General features: G+C 59.8%; 18 protein-coding genes. 13 read left to right on the top strand and 5 right to left on the bottom strand.

Annotated features, from left to right (window positions below; genetic code table 11):
• Positions 1-84 precede the first annotated feature (84 nt).
• The 4 genes from BM174_RS16415 to BM174_RS16400 all read left to right on the top strand — a co-directional run bounded on the left by BM174_RS16415 (position 85) and on the right by BM174_RS16400 (position 2,631).
• Positions 85-909 carry a sulfite exporter TauE/SafE family protein gene (locus tag BM174_RS16415; RefSeq protein ID WP_093924947.1) on the top strand — a complete coding sequence of 275 codons (825 nt, stop codon included), beginning with the start codon at positions 85-87 and terminating at the stop codon, positions 907-909.
• Positions 903-1,679, top strand: a complete 777-nt coding sequence (locus BM174_RS16410; protein WP_093924946.1) for a hypothetical protein — start codon at positions 903-905, stop codon at positions 1,677-1,679. Before BM174_RS16415 ends, BM174_RS16410 begins: the two co-directional genes overlap by 7 nt.
• Positions 1,676-2,278 (top strand): metallophosphoesterase family protein, encoded by a 603-nt coding sequence (locus tag BM174_RS16405; protein ID WP_093924945.1) that lies wholly within the window; start codon positions 1,676-1,678, stop codon positions 2,276-2,278. The genes BM174_RS16410 and BM174_RS16405 overlap by 4 nt, the downstream gene beginning before the upstream one ends.
• A gap of 125 nt (positions 2,279-2,403) precedes the next feature.
• Positions 2,404-2,631, top strand: a complete 228-nt coding sequence (locus BM174_RS16400) for a hypothetical protein (protein WP_143092471.1) — start codon at positions 2,404-2,406, stop codon at positions 2,629-2,631.
• Positions 2,632-2,665: 34 nt separating this feature from the next.
• On the opposite strand, the gene BM174_RS16395 is transcribed toward BM174_RS16400, so the two are convergent.
• The 3 genes from BM174_RS16395 to ccmI are packed head-to-tail and all read right to left on the bottom strand — an operon-like array spanning position 2,666 to position 4,592.
• The gene (locus tag BM174_RS16395) at positions 2,666-2,899 is read right to left on the bottom strand and encodes a DUF1289 domain-containing protein (RefSeq protein ID WP_093924943.1); all 234 of its coding nucleotides are present in this window, start codon (positions 2,897-2,899) and stop codon (positions 2,666-2,668) included.
• Positions 2,896-3,372: a Holliday junction resolvase RuvX gene (gene ruvX / locus BM174_RS16390; RefSeq protein WP_093924942.1), complete on the bottom strand. Its 477-nt coding sequence runs from the start codon at positions 3,370-3,372 to the stop codon at positions 2,896-2,898. The genes BM174_RS16395 and ruvX overlap by 4 nt, the downstream gene beginning before the upstream one ends.
• On the bottom strand, positions 3,369-4,592 hold the full coding sequence (ccmI, locus tag BM174_RS16385; protein WP_245766410.1) for a c-type cytochrome biogenesis protein CcmI: 1,224 nt from the start codon (positions 4,590-4,592) through the stop codon (positions 3,369-3,371). The genes ruvX and ccmI overlap by 4 nt, the downstream gene beginning before the upstream one ends.
• A 219-nt stretch (positions 4,593-4,811) precedes the next feature.
• Here ccmI and BM174_RS16380 point away from each other — a divergent pair, with 219 nt between their 5' ends.
• The 7 genes from BM174_RS16380 (at position 4,812) to BM174_RS16350 (ending at position 12,181) form a co-directional block, all read left to right on the top strand.
• Entirely contained in the window at positions 4,812-6,056 is a 1,245-nt protein-coding gene (locus tag BM174_RS16380; protein ID WP_093924941.1) for a sarcosine oxidase subunit beta family protein, read from the top strand.
• Between the two features lie 157 nt (positions 6,057-6,213).
• Positions 6,214-6,492 (top strand): hypothetical protein, encoded by a 279-nt coding sequence (locus BM174_RS16375; protein ID WP_093924940.1) that lies wholly within the window; start codon positions 6,214-6,216, stop codon positions 6,490-6,492.
• Positions 6,493-6,726: 234 nt separating this feature from the next.
• On the top strand, positions 6,727-7,059 hold the full coding sequence (locus BM174_RS16370) for a sarcosine oxidase subunit delta (RefSeq protein ID WP_093924939.1): 333 nt from the start codon (positions 6,727-6,729) through the stop codon (positions 7,057-7,059).
• 73 nt (positions 7,060-7,132) lie between these two features.
• Entirely contained in the window at positions 7,133-10,150 is a 3,018-nt protein-coding gene (locus tag BM174_RS16365; RefSeq protein WP_093924938.1) for a sarcosine oxidase subunit alpha family protein, read from the top strand.
• Positions 10,143-10,742, top strand: coding sequence for a sarcosine oxidase subunit gamma (locus BM174_RS16360; protein WP_093924937.1), 600 nt, complete (start codon positions 10,143-10,145; stop codon positions 10,740-10,742). Before BM174_RS16365 ends, BM174_RS16360 begins: the two co-directional genes overlap by 8 nt.
• A 149-nt stretch (positions 10,743-10,891) precedes the next feature.
• A complete protein-coding gene (locus BM174_RS16355) occupies positions 10,892-11,491 on the top strand; it encodes a superoxide dismutase (RefSeq protein WP_093924936.1) in 600 nt (199 codons plus the stop codon).
• Between the two features lie 234 nt (positions 11,492-11,725).
• Positions 11,726-12,181, top strand: a complete 456-nt coding sequence (locus BM174_RS16350) for a host attachment family protein (protein WP_093924935.1) — start codon at positions 11,726-11,728, stop codon at positions 12,179-12,181.
• Between the two features lie 43 nt (positions 12,182-12,224).
• On the opposite strand, the gene BM174_RS16345 is transcribed toward BM174_RS16350, so the two are convergent.
• On the bottom strand, positions 12,225-12,782 hold the full coding sequence (locus BM174_RS16345; protein ID WP_093924934.1) for an LOG family protein: 558 nt from the start codon (positions 12,780-12,782) through the stop codon (positions 12,225-12,227).
• A 107-nt stretch (positions 12,783-12,889) separates the two neighbouring features.
• On the opposite strand from BM174_RS16345, the gene BM174_RS16340 reads away from it, so the two are divergent.
• Complete coding sequence (locus BM174_RS16340; RefSeq protein WP_093924933.1) at positions 12,890-14,464, top strand: LysM peptidoglycan-binding domain-containing protein; 1,575 nt, start codon at positions 12,890-12,892, stop codon at positions 14,462-14,464.
• A 94-nt stretch (positions 14,465-14,558) separates the two neighbouring features.
• Positions 14,559-16,418 (top strand): ABCB family ABC transporter ATP-binding protein/permease, encoded by a 1,860-nt coding sequence (locus BM174_RS16335; RefSeq protein WP_093924932.1) that lies wholly within the window; start codon positions 14,559-14,561, stop codon positions 16,416-16,418.
• 77 nt (positions 16,419-16,495) lie between these two features.
• Here the strand turns inward: BM174_RS16335 and BM174_RS16330 are convergent, their stop codons facing one another.
• Positions 16,496-16,951: a DUF302 domain-containing protein gene (locus tag BM174_RS16330; RefSeq protein ID WP_093924931.1), complete on the bottom strand. Its 456-nt coding sequence runs from the start codon at positions 16,949-16,951 to the stop codon at positions 16,496-16,498.
• Positions 16,952-17,019: the final 68 nt, after the last annotated feature.

The following is a 17,019-nucleotide window of genomic DNA, read 5'->3' as shown; positions in this document are numbered from 1 at the left end:
GGAAAGCCTGCGCGTTTCGGGCTTGTGGCGCTGCGCGTATTACGCTCAAACAAATGCAGTTTCCCATAACATACGGTGTTGAAGATGACCCCCGAAACCACCCTGATGATTGAAATGGCGCTGTTGCTCGCAGCTATTGGCGCTTTTGCAGGCGTGTTGGCAGGGCTTTTGGGTGTCGGCGGCGGCATCGTTCTGGTGCCTGCGTTTTTCTATGCGTTTCAAACATTAGGCTATCAGGGTCCGCAATTGATGCAGATGTGTCTGGCGACCTCGCTCGCAACGATCATCGTCACGTCCCTGCGTTCGGTGCACAGTCACAACAAAAAGGGCGCGGTTGATTGGCATATCTTGCGCACTTGGGCGCCGGGCATTGTGATCGGCGCGATCCTCGGGATGCTGCTGGTCGCGCAATTGCGCACCAATACGCTGCAGGCGATCTTTGGAGGGCTGGCGCTGGTGGTCGGGCTCTATATGGGGTTTGGCCGTGCGCATTGGCGTCTGGGTCAAGCGATGCCTACAGGCATCGCGCGGGCCGCTCTCTCGCCCGCCGTTGGGTTCTTGTCGGTGTTGATGGGCATTGGCGGCGGCAGTTTCGGGGTGCCTCTGATGAGCCTTTATAACGTGCCGATCCACCGTGCGGTGGCCACCGCGGCGGGTTTTGGTGTTTTGATCGCGGTGCCCTCGGTGATCGGGTTCTTGTTTATTGATATCGAAACCGCGCGTCCGCCTTATACGGTCGGGGCGGTCAATCTGGTGGCTTTTGGTATCGTGATCGCGATGACCCTGATCACCGCCCCACTGGGCGTTAAACTGGCCCATGCAATGGACCCCAAGCCGCTTAAACGGGTATTTGCGGTGTTTCTGGTGCTGGTGGCGCTCAACATGCTGCGCAAGGCGCTGGGATGGTGACAGCGCGCGCACACTGCGGGTTTGAGGTTTTTGCCAGTGACCCCGCTGTTGCACGCTGGGCAGCGGCGGCGCGCGACGCAGCGCTTGAGTGTGCTGCTGATCCCGATCTGCGCCGCGCCAACCTTCGGCATGGCGAGACATGGTTCATCGGCGTCGATGTCCTGCCGAATGCGCCCGATGGCAGCATCGCGGGCGTGCCGCTGGACGGGGCTTGGATGCAACATGTGCCAAAGCCCGACGCGTGGCACCGCGCGCAACTGTCGATCATCTATCCTGATTACCCCAAAGCCGACCCTGATCAGAGCGAGGCCAACCACCGCTTTCGGGTGAAACGCTTTGCCGCCCATGTGGACGGCTTGCTCCAGATCGGCCCCGAACGGCGTCGCTTTCTGCGCGAACCGCATGGCTTTATCGTGGGGCTGCCGCTCAACGATGTCGCCGCGTCGCCGCTGATGGTTTGGCCCGGCAGCCACCTGATTATGGGCGACGCTTTTCGCGCCTGTATCGCGCAGCACGCCGACCCGACCACGGTCGACCTGACCGAGACATACCACGCCGCGCGCGCCCTAGTTTTCGAGACCATAACGCCGCAGCCCGTCCATACGGCAGCGGGGCAGGCTGTTTTGCTGCATCGCCATCTGCTGCACGGGGTCGATGTCTGGCCCGCAGGGCAAAAAGCGCCTTCAGAAGGCCGCATGATTGCCTACTTCCGGCCTGAATTTTCCGTTCAAAGCTGGCTCTCCGCCGATCACCCCTCAGAGGAAATATGATGCGCATCCTTGCTTGTTCCGACCTACACGGCGATCTGAATGCGACGCAACGCATTGTTGCAGAAACCGGCACTGCCGATGTCTTAATCGTGGCAGGTGATCTGGGCAATGAGGGTCAAGGGGCCGAGCCGGTCTTGGCGGCGCTCAAGGCCGCACATTGTCCGGTAATTGTCGTCGCGGGTAACCACGACCGGCTTACAGACTTGCGGGAAATCAGCCGTGATTGGCGCGATGTGCATGTGCTGCATGGGCAGTCGTTCCGGCTGCGCGATGTGACCTTCTTTGGCTTGGGCGGTGAAATTCCACGCGCAAATGCGGCACTGTGGAATTTCTCGCTGAGCGAAGCCGCCGCTGCGCGCGAACTGGCGCTCTGTCCCGCCAATGCAGTCCTGATCACCCACACGCCGCCCAAAGGTTTTGTCGACCGCCAACCCAATGGGGCGCACGATGGCTCTGTTTCCGTGTTGGAAACGCTGAAACAAAAACAGCCGCGTTTGCTCTTTTGCGGCCATGTCCATGCCAGCTTTGGCGCAGAGGAAACCGTCGGAAACAGCCAGATATTCAATTTAGGGCCAAGTTCACGTAAGGTCAGTCTATAAAAATACCGTTAAAATCGTACAATCCTGATTAAGACCTACATTCTGCCTCATTGTTGCCATTTCCGACACGATAACTCTCGTCATGGTCGGTGAGGCCATTAACGGAGGGCAGGCGTATGATTATCATGACAGGACCACGCGGAAATCTGGCATTTTGCGACAGGTCACGCGGACCCAAACGGGCTTCCGGCTTTGACGGCCATTTTCACGCCCCTAAGGCGCAGAGCTTCGCCTCTCAGCCTATTTATGCCTGCAATCATAACTTTGCACCACAGACCGATGAGCACGATGAAGCGCTTGACCTGCTTTACGATATCGCCGGAGTGCGCGAAACCGGCATGATGATGTACTGATAAACGCTGGACCGGACTTCGGGTGCTGAGGTCGTCAGCGACGCCCAAGCCGTGCAGCGCGTCCGCCCCGACGCTTGGTAAATGCTGCGGCACGCTCCGGCAGTTCGGCCAAGACCGCGCGGCGCTCGTCCGGACCCATCCTCGACCACGCCCCGATCTCTTCGATAGACCGCAGACAGCCAGTACAAATTCGCGCCTCCGGATGGACGACGCATATCTTGATACAGGGGCTTTCAACCTCGTCGCGTTTCCACACATCATCGGTCATTGCGCTCTCCTCAAGACAGCCAGACGGTCCAGCACCCCTTGTAGAATATACCCCGCTGCCACGTGATCAATCACCTCGGCGCGACGTTTACGGGTCGTATCCGCCTCCAATAGGGCGCGTTCGGCGGCCACAGTCGAAAGCCGTTCGTCCCAGAAGGTGATCGGCAGGCTCGCGAGTTTCTCGAAATTGCGGGCAAAGGCACGGGTCGACTGACAGCGGGCCCCTTCTGATCCGTCCATATTGCGTGGCAGGCCCAGTACCAAGCCGCCGATCCGCCGTGCGGTGATGATCTCGATCAGCCGTGCCGCATCCAGCCCGAACTTGCGCCGCCGCACGGTTTCGAGCGGCGTGGAGACCGAGAGAAACCCGTCACTGACAGCAACGCCAATGGTCTTTTCCCCCAGATCGAGCCCGATCAATGCCTGCCTCGGGGGCAGGGCGGTACTAAAGGCTTCGATGTCATCGAGGATCATTCGGCCACTCCCGCCTGCGATCCGGCGGCGCGGATTTTGTCCAGCGCCCCCTCATCACCTGCAAAGACTGCCATCGCGTTGTCAAACACAGCGCGGGCCTGCGCTGCATCCTTCAGGACCCCAAGCGAGGTAATCAGCCGCGCCCAGTCCTCGACAGGGCCGCCTTCGGTCGCCAAGCGGTCGGACAGGCCCGCCACCATCGCGCCAATCATCTCTTGGCGGTCCGCGGGGGTCATCTCGCTGGCCGCCGCAATATCATCGGTGGAGGGACCTTTCGCGGGGCTGGTGCTGACGGGCGGCAGGGCGTAATCAACACCCGCGAGCCGCGCGAGCGGCATGATCTGGGCGCGGATAGGAACGATCCACGGTGCATCCTCGGGCCCGCGCCGCAGCAGCGCATCCCACAGGCGGAACGCCACATCAGGTCGCCCGGTCTGCGCCATCATCAACCCCAGAAAATAGCGCGCCCGTCCGTCTTCAGCGTCCAAAGCCAACACCGCGCGCAGGGCAGTTTCGGCCTGCGGGGAGACATAGCCGCCCGCCGCGAGGATCAAGAGCTCGGCATAATCGCCCATGGTCTGAGCGCTGGCAGGCGCGCCCTCAATCCGCATCACTTCGCGTTGAGCACGGGCGGCAGCGGCGAAATTGCCAATATTCGCTTCGTTTTCAGCCAGCAATTTGTGGCCTTGCAGGTCATCTGGGCGTTCGGCAACCGTGTCGCGGAGCTTGGTGAGCAGCTCGACGTATTGCGCGCTCAGGGCGGTCGGCGCAAAGGCGGGCATGCTCTCCTCGACCTCCTCTTGCGAGGGCCGCTCCTTGCGCACTTCTTCGGCCCGCGCGATCCGGTCGGCCAAGGCCAGGTCGCCGTATCCGGGCTGCCCCAACCGCGCGTAAAGCGCCAAGCTGCCAAAGACCGCGACAATCACGAAAGCGATCAGCACCACACGGCCAGTGCGCGACTCGCGCCCGCCTGCAAGTGTCGCTGCCTCATCTGCGGCCAGTATCCGGCGGGAAATTTCGTTGCGCACCTGTGCCGCATCGGCCTCGGGCACGACGCCGCGAGCGACATCGCGGTCGACCTCGGCCAGTTGATCGCGGTAAACGCCAAGGTCCGATGTCCCGCGTGCAGGCAGCGCCGCTGCAGTGCCCTGCGCCACCGCGCGGATCAAAAAACCTGCCACTGCAAGGACCATGGCCCCTGCGATGATCCAAAACGTCACCATGTTTACGCCCCCAAATGCACCTGTCTTAGCTAACGGCTGCACCTGCGCGACAAAAGGGGCCAAATTGCCCCACCAGCCGTTCATTTTTCACCGATTGCAGCAGATGTCGCAAAATTGCTAAAGAGTGCCGTGGCGAGTATCCTCTTTTCCAACCATCCCGCCAGAACAGACCCAACAGGTGCCACTGCACCGAATCCATGCCGAAGGTGCCGAGCCATGAAGAAATATTCCGTATTTGCCGTGGCCCGTGAGGCAATGCGCCATCACACCGGATGGACCCGCGCCTGGCGCGATGCCCAGCCGAAAAAGCGCTATGATGTGATCATCATCGGGGCAGGCGGGCACGGTCTTGCCACCGCCTATTACCTTGGCAAGAATTTCGGCATCACCAATGTGGCGATCCTTGAGAAAGGCTGGCTCGGAGGGGGCAACACGGGGCGCAATACTACAATCATCCGCTCCAACTACCTGCAAGACCCATCGGCGGCGATCTACGAGAAATCCCGCAGCCTCTATGAGACGATGAGCCAGGACCTGAACTATAACGTCATGTTCAGCCCGCGCGGTGTAATCATGCTGGCGCAGACCGAACATGAGGTGCGCGGCTACAAGCGTACCGCCCACGCCAACGCGCTCCAAGGTGTGACTACTGAATTTATCGGGCCGGAAAAGGTCAAATCGTTAGTGCCGATCATCAATATTGACGGCCCGCGCTATCCGGTGCTCGGTGGGCTCTGGCAAGCGCGTGGCGGCACGGCGCGGCACGATGCGGTGGCGTGGGGATATGCGCGCGCCTGTTCCGATATGGGGATGGATGTAATCCAGCGCTGCGAAGTTACTGGTATCCGCCAGATGGGCGGGCGGGTGACGGGCGTGTCGACCAACCGTGGCGATATCGACTGTGACAAGCTTGGCATGGTTGTCGCAGGCCACTCGGGTCATCTCGCCGATATGGCTGGATTCCGGCTGCCGATTGAATCTGTTGCCCTGCAGGCGCTGGTGTCCGAGCCGATCAAACCCTGCATGGATGTCGTCGTGATGGCCAATACCGTGCACGGCTATATGTCCCAGTCCGACAAGGGCGAAATGGTCATCGGTGGTGGCACCGATGGATATAACAACTACACCCAGCGCGGCTCCTTTCATCATATCGAAGAAACCGTCCGCGCGCTGATCGAAACTTTCCCGATGGTGTCGCGCCTCAAAATGCTGCGCCAATGGGGCGGGATCGTCGATGTCACTGGTGACCGCTCGCCGATCCTCAGCAAAACTCCCGTAGATGGCATCTTTGTCAACTGTGGCTGGGGCACTGGCGGCTTTAAGGCGATCCCCGGATCGGGCTGGGCGATGGCCGAGCTGATCGCCAAGGGCCAGTCACCGCTGACGGACGCTTTCGGGCTTAATCGCTTCGCCGAAGGCCGGTTCATTGATGAAAGCGTTGCGGCAGGAGTTGCTCACTGATGCTGCCTGGTCTGCACATATCGGGCAACGCGCCGCATGCTGCCACTCGAGGTTTGGCCGTGAATTGCGAAAAGCGAAATTACACGCCTACGTCATGGAACATATCGGCGGCTTACGGCGTTAATCGGTCAAACAATGAATACACTGGAGTATTAAAATGTCTGACCATGATCGCACAACCGACCGCACCCATTCAGACCACACCACCACAACCACAACCACCAACACCGGTGGCAACGGCGGCATGGCATTCGTGCTTGGCGCGATTGTCATTGTCGTGGCAGCGCTGGTCTGGTTCTTGTTTGCTGGCGCCGATGTCGATGGTCCCGGCACGAATGACGTCAATATCTCTGTCGAGAACCCTGCAAGTGACGCAGGCGCAGCTGTCGAAGGTGCTGCTGACGGCGCCGCTGATGCGGTCACCCCGACAGAATAACTCCGATCAATATAACGCTACCCGCACGGCGGTCCTCCCTCCACGCCCTGCGGTCCGACTGAAAAACAAGGCCCTTGCCCGTTCCACGGGTGAGGGTTTTGTCGTGTCTGAAGGCCGGAGTGTGCTGGTTGCCCCCGCAGACCGTAGACCCACGCGGGTCTTGCGTCGCGCCGCCCGCTCCGTGCCTCTCCCACTCGCCTCATTCCCCACCACCCTTCACTCAGGAGTGACCTCATGCTGGTCCTGACCTGTCACGCCTGCGGTGTGACCGCCGAAGAAACCGAATTCCATGCAGGCGGCGAAGCCCATCTGAAACGGTTTGGCCCAGGTTCCTCCGAGACCGATTTCGAAGGCTACCTCTTCATGCGCGATAACCCCAAAGGCGTCCATTTTGAACGCTGGCGCCATGTTTACGGCTGCGGCAAGTGGTTCCACGTTGCCCGCGACACGATGACCCTCGAAGTCTTTGGCAGCTACAGCGCCCAAACTTACACGCCGCCTGATGACCTGATCGCGCAGATCGAGGACAAGCGTCCCGATTGGACCCGCAAAGCCGCGACCGCATGATCTCTCTCTTTTTGGCCCTAAATATCCCCGCCGGAGGCGCCATCCCCCTCCGCCCGCACCAAGGTTCGTTTTTATGAGCACACGTCTTGCCACAGGTGGCCGCCTGCTGAACAAAGCCAAACCGCTGAGCTTCAGCTTCAACGGCAAGCAAATGCGCGGCTATCAGGGCGATACGCTGGCCTCGGCACTGCTGGCCAATGACCAGATGCTGATGGGCCGATCGTTCAAATACCACCGCCCGCGCAGCGTCGTCGCCTCCGGCGCCGAAGAGCCGAACGGTCTGGTTAATCTGGGCCGCGAAGGCCGGTTTGAGCCCAATGCCCGCGTCACCACGACCGAGCTTTTTGACGGGCTCGAGGCCGCCAGCCAGAACCACTGGCCGTCACTTGAATTTGACGTAGGTGCGATCAACGCGCGGCTCAGCCGCTTTCTGCCTGCAGGCTTTTACTACAAGATGTTCATGTATCCGCGCAGCTTCTGGAAGCATGTCTATGAGCCGATCATCCGCCACTCCGCAGGCTTGGGCAAAGCCCCGAAATCTCGAGATGTCGACACCTACGAGCATTTCCACGCGTTCTGCGACATCCTGATCGTCGGCGGCGGTGTCGCAGGGCTTGAGGCGGCACGCACCGCAGGTCTCTCCGGCGCGCGGGTTGTTTTGATGGAACAAACCGACCATTGGGGCGGACGTGCACCTGTGGATGGCGGCACAGTTGAAGGTGTTGCCGCCGATCAGTTTGTCGAAAACCTCGTGGAAGAAATCGCAGCAATGCCCAATGTCCAGATGCGGCTGCGCTGCATGGGGGCAGGGGTCTACGACCACGGCTATGTTTTGGGCTATGAGCGGCTGACCGACCACCAGCCCGATGCCGCAGGCCCGCGCCACCGTCTCTGGCGCATCCGTGCAAGCCATGTGATCACCGCCACCGGCGCGATCGAGCGTCCGCTCAGCTTTGCAGGCAACGATATCCCCGGCGTCATGCTCGCCTCGGCGGTGCGTGACTATGCGGTAAACTTCGGCGTTTCTGTCGGCGATCGCACCGTGGTCGTGACCAATAACGACAATGCCTATCTGACCGCCATCGCCCTGCGCCACGCCGGGCTTGATGTACCGGCCATCCTTGACGCGCGGGTGCTGCCGCAAGACAGCGAATTGATGGCGCAGGCCAAAGCGCTCGGCATCCGGGTGTTGATGGGTCATGCGGTTGCCTCGGTGCAGGGTTCCAAACGGGTCACTGGCGTTGCGGTCTGCTCGCAGGCGGGCGAAGGCGCGGTGCTCGAAGAGATTACCTGCGATGCTGTCGCCATGTCCGGCGGCTGGTCTCCGGTGGTGCACCTTTGGTCGCATTGCGGCGGCAAGCTGCGTTGGGACACGGCACATGCCTGCTTTAGTCCCGATGTCGACCAGCCGCCAAAGGGCGCGGACGGTCTTGGCTTCGTCACGCCTGCGGGCGCTGCCAGCGGCATGTTCGCACTGGATGATGTCCTACACGATGCCCATGCCGCCGCTGATGGCGTCGCCACCAGCCTTGGCTTCAAGCTGCCCAAAGACCTGACCGCCCCCCATGCCGAGCGCCGCGAAGAAACCCCGATGGCACCGGTCTGGATGATGCCACAAGGGGCGGGCACCAAGCTGCGCGAAAAAGCTTGGCTCGACTATCAGAACGACGTCAAAGTCTCGGACGTGCGGCTCGCCGCGCAAGAAGGCTTTGTCAGCGTCGAACATGCCAAGCGCTACACCACCCTGGGGATGGCAACAGATCAGGGTAAACTGAGCAATATTAACGGTCTGGCGACCTTGGCCGGTGCCTTGGACATGGAAATTCCAGCCGTCGGCACGACAACGTTCCGCCCGCCGTACCATCCGATCTCGATGGCGGCGATTGGCGGCGAGGCACGCGGAAATGTATTCCAGCCGATCCGCCGCACCCCGATGCACCACTGGCACGAAACCAATGGTGCCGAGTTTGAACCTGTCGGCCATTGGCGCCGCCCCTATGCCTATGTGCGCAGCGGGGAAAGCACCCATGACGCAGTGATGCGCGAGGTCACCAACACCCGCAAGAACCTCGGCCTGCTGGATGCCTCGACGCTGGGTAAGATCATCGTGCGCGGCCCCGATGCAGGCCGGTTCCTTGACATGATGTACACCAACATGATGTCGACGCTGAAACCGGGCAAATGCCGCTATGGTCTTATGTGCTCGGAAAACGGCTTCTTGATCGACGATGGTGTGGTTGCGCGGATCGATGATCAGACGTGGCTCTGCCACACCACCACCGGCGGCGCCGACCGCATTCACCAGCATATGGAAGAATGGCTGCAAACCGAATGGTGGGACTGGCAAGTGCACACCGTTAACGTCACCGAACAATACGCGCAGATCGCTGTTGTTGGCCCCAATGCCCGTAAGTGTCTGGAAAAGCTCGGCGGTATGGATGTCTCTGCCGAGGCACTCGGTTTTATGGATTGGGCAGACGGTGAAATCGGCGGCTTTAAGGTGCGGGTCTATCGCATCTCGTTCTCCGGCGAGCTGTCCTATGAAATCGCCATCGACGCGAGCCACGGACAGGCGTTCTGGGACGCGCTGACAGTGGCGGGCAACGATCTGGGCATTATGCCTTACGGAACGGAATGCCTGCACATTCTGCGCGCCGAAAAGGGCTTTATCATGATCGGGGACGAAACCGACGGCACCATCATCCCCCAAGATCTTGGGCTCAACTGGGCGATCTCAAAAAAGAAAGAAGACTACTTGGGCAAGCGGGCCCAAGAGCGCTCCCACATGGCCGATCCGACCCGTTGGAAGCTGGTCGGGTTGGAGGCCACCGATGGCAGCACGCTGCCTGACGGCGCCTATGCCGTGGGCGAGGGCACCAACGAAAACGGTCAACGCAACACGATGGGCCGTGTTACCTCAACCTATCATTCTCCAACCTTGGACAAGGGTATTGCGATGGGTCTGGTGCTGAACGGACCGGACCGGATGGGCGAGGTGATCTCCTTCTCCAACCTTGAAGGTGCGCCTGTCGAGGCCCGCATCGTCGATCCGGTATTTTACGATAAAGAAGGGAAGAAGCAGAATGTCTGAACCCGTCACCGCCCTTAATAACACCTCGGATGCCACTGGTATCGCTGCGGTTTCCGAGATCGGCCCTGTGGGTATGATCACTCTACGTGGCGATCTGAATGCGTCCTATCTGCGCAAAGCCGCTGCACAGATTGCTGGCGTGGATGTCCCTGCGCCGCTTGGCTGTAACAGCTCAGATAATCGCGGTATTGCGTGGATGTCGCCTGACGAACTGTTGGTCATGTGCCCCTACGCCGAAGCGGGCGAGACCGTAGAAAAGCTCGAAAAGGCCATCGGTTCAAATTTTGCGACGGCGGCCAATGTCTCGGACGGGCGCGCTGTTTTCCGGGTCAGCGGGCCTTTGGCGCGCGAGGTTATGGCAAAACTCTCGCCAGTCGATCTCGACCCCGCTATTTTCAAACCTGGGATGTTCCGGCGCACACGGCTCGCGCAGGTGCCTGCTGCGTTCTGGATGACCGACGACGAGACTTTCCAGATCTTCTGCTTCCGCTCGGTGGCGCAATACGTCTTTGACGTTTTGAAGGTTGCGGCACAATCCGGCTCGGCGGTCGGGCATTTCCCGCTGGCCGAGGGGCAGAGCGCAAACACATAAGCGAGGTCGGGGGCGGCTTGCTGCCACCCCCGGCTTTTGCCCGCCGACTAGTCGGAACAAGCAAGGGTTGCACGCGTTGACCTTGACGAAGGGGCGCTGAACACTTCAAGTGGCCCTCGACGTAATTTGAAAATGAGGAGGCCCATCCGATGGCTTTTCAACTTCCCGATCTTCCCTATTCCCACGACGCTCTGGCCGGCAAAGGCATGTCCAAAGAGACGCTGGAATATCACCACGATAAGCACCACAATGCCTATGTGACCAATGGTAACAAGGCCATTGAGGGCACCGAGTGGGAGGGTAAATCCCTCGAAGAGATCATCAAAGGTACCTATGATCCCAAGGCCGTGGCGCAAAACGGCATTTTCAACAACATCAGCCAGCTGTGGAATCACAACCAGTTCTGGGAAATGATGAGCCCTGACGACAGCACGATGCCGTCCGAGCTGGAAAAAGCGATCACCGACAGCTTTGGTTCCGTCGACAAATTCAAAGACGAGTTCAAAGCTGCAGGCGCGGGCCAGTTCGGTTCGGGCTGGGCTTGGTTGGTGAAAGACACCGACGGTGGCCTGAAGGTCACCAAAACCGAGAACGGCGTGAACCCTGTGTGCTTTGGCCAGACCACACTGCTAGGTTGCGATGTGTGGGAGCATTCCTACTACATTGATTTCCGCAATGCGCGTCCCGACTACCTGACCAACTTCCTCGACAAGCTGGTAAACTGGGAAAATGTCGCGTCACGCATGTGATCTAACGCGCCCTTGCAGCCAATTACGTCTACAACTCGCCTGTAGGCTAAGTGAACTCCCGGGGTGACGTGTTTTAGCGTAAATATATTGTTCTATAATGCCTTACGCCCCGTAGTTAATTCTGCGGGGCGTTTGCTTTATGGAACCTCTGACGACCCGAGACGTTGACCTCCCAGACCCGTCGGCGTGCAGCGTTGCGCCACGTCGGACCACACGAAATCTGGGAGAACTTAGATGACAGCATTGAAAAATGGCACATGGGTATTGATAGCAGACGGCGAGAAAGCTCTGTTCTTGGAGAACCGCACTGATGGTGAAGACCCTTTTCTGGAGGTTGTTCGCCGCGAGGAGCAGGACAATCCGCCGAACCGCGAGCAGGCGGCCAACCGTCCCGGTCGTGTAAGTGACGGCCCATCTGGTCATAGGTCAGCAGTGGACGACACCGATTGGCACGAGTTGGCCAAGGACCGCTTTGCCAGCGATCTGGCTGATATTTTGTACAAGCAGGCGCACAGCGGTAAATTCGACAGCATTGTTCTGGTCGCGCCGCCGAACACTTTGGGCGAGTTGCGCCAGCAGCTGCATCAGGAAGTGACCAACAAGGTCATTGGCGAGGTGCCAAAAACCCTGACCAATCATCCGTTAAACGAGATTGAAAAGATCGTCGCTAAAGAATTGAGCAAGGCCTGACTTTCCCTCCGGCGTGGTCCATAAATCACGCCGGATTACTATCTTAGACAGACTGAAACGTCTTTTGTAGCGCTCCAAGTGCTGCCTGTGCATCGGGGACAAGCTCCAGATAGCCTAGCAGGCTCTCATCCGCGAAACCTTTAGTAACGATATGGTCCAGCAACGTCATTAAAGGCGCCCAGTAATGATTTGTATTTACTAGAAATACCGGTTTTTCATGCAGGCCCAACTGGCGCCATGTCAACACTTCGAACAACTCATCAAGCGAACCCGCGCCGCCGGGTAAAACCACCACGGCATCACAGTTCATGAACATCACTTTTTTGCGCTCGTGCATGGTTTCGGTTATGATGTAGCGGGTCAGGTCGGTCTTGCCGACTTCCCAATCCACCAGATGCTTTGGGATCACGCCGAATGTATTGCCCTCTGCCGCTTGAGCGGCCCGTGCGACGCTTCCCATTAGCCCGACGTCGCCCGCGCCGTACACTAGCCGGTAGCCGCCCTTTGCAAGCCCGGTGCCCAGTAGCGTCGCATCCTTAACATAAGCCGCGTCGTCGCCGGGCCGTGACCCACAATACACACAGACGGATTTGACGATCATAATAGTATCCTTCGGGTTGTGGAATTGCCGGCACGCGGTAGGGTAAACCGGCTTTTGACCCCTGTTAGCCCGCGCGCTGGCAAGGCTCAACCAAGGGATGGACGTGCATGAGCAAAATTTGGTCTGGCAAAGCCGGGACCGCAGGAGCCTTAGCGGCTGGCGGTTTCGCTGCGGCTGTCATTGTCGTGGCGTTGCTTTATGTGAACCAGCGCGGATCCACCCCGACCACTGCGGCGCAAACTTCGCCCGATAGTGGCACCACGGTACCTGCGTCAGGGGCCGAGATCAGTGCGGCTGTGCGGCCTGTCGTTGCGCCGGAGGCGGGACCAATTGCGATTGGGGAGCCCAAGGAAGCGACGCCGAGTGTTCAATCCCAAGAAGTTGATACGGCTGTCCCGACTGAGGACGCGCAGGCGGCATCTGATCCCGAGAGCAGGTCTACCGAAGCCGTGCCTCTCACGGCCGCCGCGCCTATCGCCCCTGCTTTTGACGAGGTGCGGCGCGAAGAGGATGGGTTGATCGTCATCGCAGGCCGTGCCTCACCCGGGGCCACGGTGACCGTGCTGCAAGATGGTCGGGACATTGCTGTTACTTCGGCGGATGGGAGCGGCAAGTTTGCGGCTCTTGCGATGGTGCCACCAGACGGGCAGGGCCATGTGCTGTCGCTTTTGCAATCATTGGGCAACAGCAAGATCCTCTCGGAGGATCAGATCGTGTTGGCCCCGACCGAGGCACCTGCCACGGTAGCCGAAGCCGCGACGGACCCTGTGCCATCTTCGCCATCGGGCGAGATGACGGTCGATCAGGCCGTCGCCGAGGCCGTGTTGAAGGTTGTCGAGAAGGCCGAGACCGCTGCGCAGGGGGCTGTCTCAACTGCGACGACCGCCGATGCCCAAGGGCCGGAGACAAGCACCACTGTGGCAGCGGGTGCGGCTGATCCTGCGGTGCCTCAACCTGCGCCCCAACCGGAAATAATCGCATCAGTTCAGAGCGGCGAGACGCCATCAGCGCAGGACGCAGAACCGGAGCACTCCTCAGAGACTGGAGCACCCGCAGAGACAGAGAATCCCGAAACGGCGGAGGGAAACTCAGCCTCCGAGCCGGATACAGCATCCGCCGCCGCGTCCGACGCGGTCGAAACCGCATCAACCGAAGTCGCCGTGCTCAAGTCCACCCCTGAGGGGGTCGAGCTGTTGAACGTGCCAAAACCGGAGGTGATGTCGAGCGTAGCACTGGATACGATCAGCTATTCCGACGCGGGCGAGGTCCAATTGGCCGGACGCGCGCAGCCTGCCACAAGCTCGATCCGCATATACCTCAATAATAACGCCGTCGTCAGCCTGCCTGTCGATGAAGCGGGGCGCTGGCGGGGCGATTTGCCGGAGGTGGATGAAGGGATCTATACGCTGCGCGTCGACGAGGTCAGCGCCGATGGCTCGGTCAGCAGTCGCGTGGAGACGCCCTTCAAGCGGGAGTCCCCCGAAGTCCTTGCTGCTGCAGCAGCGGGTCAGGACGGCGCGGTCAAATCCATCACCGTGCAAAAAGGCCATACGCTGTGGGCGATTGCGCGGGACCGTTACGGCGACGGGATGCTTTATGTACGGGTTTTTAAAGCCAACCAAAGCGAGATCCGCAATCCCGATCTAATCTACCCCGGGCAGGTTTTCGACCTGCCGAAATAACGGTAATTGCCGCTGGGGGAGCCGCGGCGCGGGGTTTTGGTGGCAAGTCGTTCGGGCAGCCCTTATGTAGTGGCAAAACCGGAATGGACTTTTTATGCCCGCTGATACTTCTCCTGCCGCCGCGACCCCCAACAAAGTGCCCAAAATCCTGACAGACGAAGAGCTTGCCGATGCAGCCGAGCGCCAGTCGGGCCTGACAGTGTTGCGCAAGGTGGCGCCCTATCTCTGGCCCGCTGACATGCCATGGGTGAAAAAACGGGTGGTCTGGGCGATGATCGCCTTGCTGGTGTCCAAGCTGATCACCGTGGCCACGCCAGTGCTGTATAAAGGCGCTGTCGATATGCTGTCGGGCGAGGGCGTGCCGATGCTGGCGCTGGGGGCGGTAGGTTTGACCGTCGCTTACGGCATGGCGCGGCTGATGGGCAACGGGTTTCAACAGTTGCGCGATGCGGTTTTCGCGCGGGTCGGGCAGCGGGCGTTGCGGATGCTGGCGCTGGAGACCTTCAACCACATTCACCGGCTTTCGATGCGGTATCACATCACCCGCAAGACCGGCGGGCTGAGCCGGATTATCGAGCGCGGAGTCAAGGGTGTCGATTTCCTTCTGCGCTTCTTGTTGTTCTCGATTGGGCCGCTGATCCTCGAGCTTTTGCTGGTCGGGATCATCCTGACCGTGCTGTTCGATGTCTGGTATCTGGTGGTCGTCGCGATCACCATCGGGCTTTATGTCTGGTTTACCTTCGCGGTGACCGAATGGCGGGTACGGCTGCGCCGTCAGATGAACGACCAGGACACCGATGCCAATCAAAAGGCGATCGACAGTCTGCTGAACTATGAAACAGTCAAGTATTTCGGGGCCGAGGCGCGCGAGGCGGCGCGGTATGATGTGGCCATGGCAGGCTACGAAGAGGCTGCAATCAAGACCAACTATTCGCTGGCATTCCTGAACTTCGGTCAAGCTTTGATCATCACGGCAGGCTTGATCGGCGTGATGGTGATGGCGGCTATCGGCGTGCAGAACGGCAACCTCACGGTCGGTGATTTTGTCATGGTGAACGCCTATATGATCCAGATTACCGTGCCCCTGAATTTTCTCGGTACGGTCTACCGCGAAATCCGGCAGGCTTTGGTGGATATGGGGCAAATGTTCGGGCTTCTCGAACAACCGGCCGAGATTACCGATAAACCGGATGCGCCTGACTTGAAGGTCACCGGCGGGCGGGTATCGCTGGAAAACGTGACCTTTGGCTATGACACTGACCGCACGATCCTTAAAGGGATCAGCCTTGAGGCGTTACCGGGGGAAACCGTCGCGATTGTCGGCTCGACCGGATCGGGTAAATCGACCATCGGGCGGCTGTTGTTCCGGTTTTACGATGTGGCGGGCGGTGCTTTGAAGATCGACGGGCAGGATATCCGCGATGTCACGCAGTTGAGCTTGCACAAATCCATCGGCGTGGTGCCGCAAGATACGGTGCTGTTTAATGATACCATCGGCTATAACATCGCCTACGGGCGGGACGGGGCCACCCAAGCCGAAGTTGAAGCAGCGGCGCGTGACGCGCAGATCCATGATTTCATCACGAGCCTGCCGCAGGGCTATGACACGGCAGTGGGCGAGCGCGGCTTGAAGCTATCAGGCGGTGAAAAGCAACGCGTCGGAATCGCCCGCACCTTGCTGAAAAATCCGCCGATCCTGTTGCTGGATGAGGCAACCAGTGCGCTGGATTCCGAGACCGAGCATGAAATTCAGGATGCATTGCGCCGCGCCGGACAGGGACGGACCGTTCTGACAATCGCGCACCGTCTGAGCACTGTCGCGGACGCCGACCGGATCGTGGTGCTAGAGAAGGGCGAAATTGTCGAGCAGGGCAGCCATGATGTCCTGTTGGCCGCGGGTGGGCGCTATGCCCAGTTGTGGTTGCGTCAGCAGGCGGAAGATACGGACGACTGATTTCTGTTGGGGGAGGCTAAGACGGTGGGCTTTGCCTCCAGCCTCCCCCAGATTATTTTTAGTCAAAGAGAAGTAGGTTAGTCTTCGGCGATTGCTTTGCTGGTGAGCTTGTCGAGCGCACCGGTGATTTTCTCGAGGTAGGGCGCGTCAGATGGCAATCCGTGGGTCTCGGCCAACGTTGCAGGGTCATGATAGGTGACATGCACCACACCTTCAGCATCGGCATAGGCCAGCACCCGCATTGGCAGGTCAAGGCCAGCGGTTTGGGCATCTTGCATCGGCGGCGTGCCAAGCTTGGGGTTGCCGAAGATCAAAAGCTCAGTAGGGCGCAATTCCATATCGGCCTTCGTGGCCCCTTCGGCGTGATCGACGCGGGCAAAGACTGTGGCGCCTGCGGCTTCAACCGCAGCGGTGAGACGGTCAATGGTTTCGGGCACCGAATGCGGGCTGGTCTTGTGGATCAGTTCAGCGGCAGTTGCCGGGAGGGCCAGAGCGGCAACGGCTGTTGCGGCAAGCAGGGTTTGGCGGATCATGAGTATCGCTCCTAGTTCAGTTGAGAGTATCAACCTTAGCTAGAGCGATGCGGCGTTGGGGCGAGGGG

The organism is Sulfitobacter brevis (assembly GCF_900112755.1).
Lineage (GTDB): Bacteria > Pseudomonadota > Alphaproteobacteria > Rhodobacterales > Rhodobacteraceae > Sulfitobacter > Sulfitobacter brevis.
The sequence above is the reverse complement of the archived record's forward strand: the minus strand, read 5'-3'. Positions and strand labels throughout refer to the sequence as shown.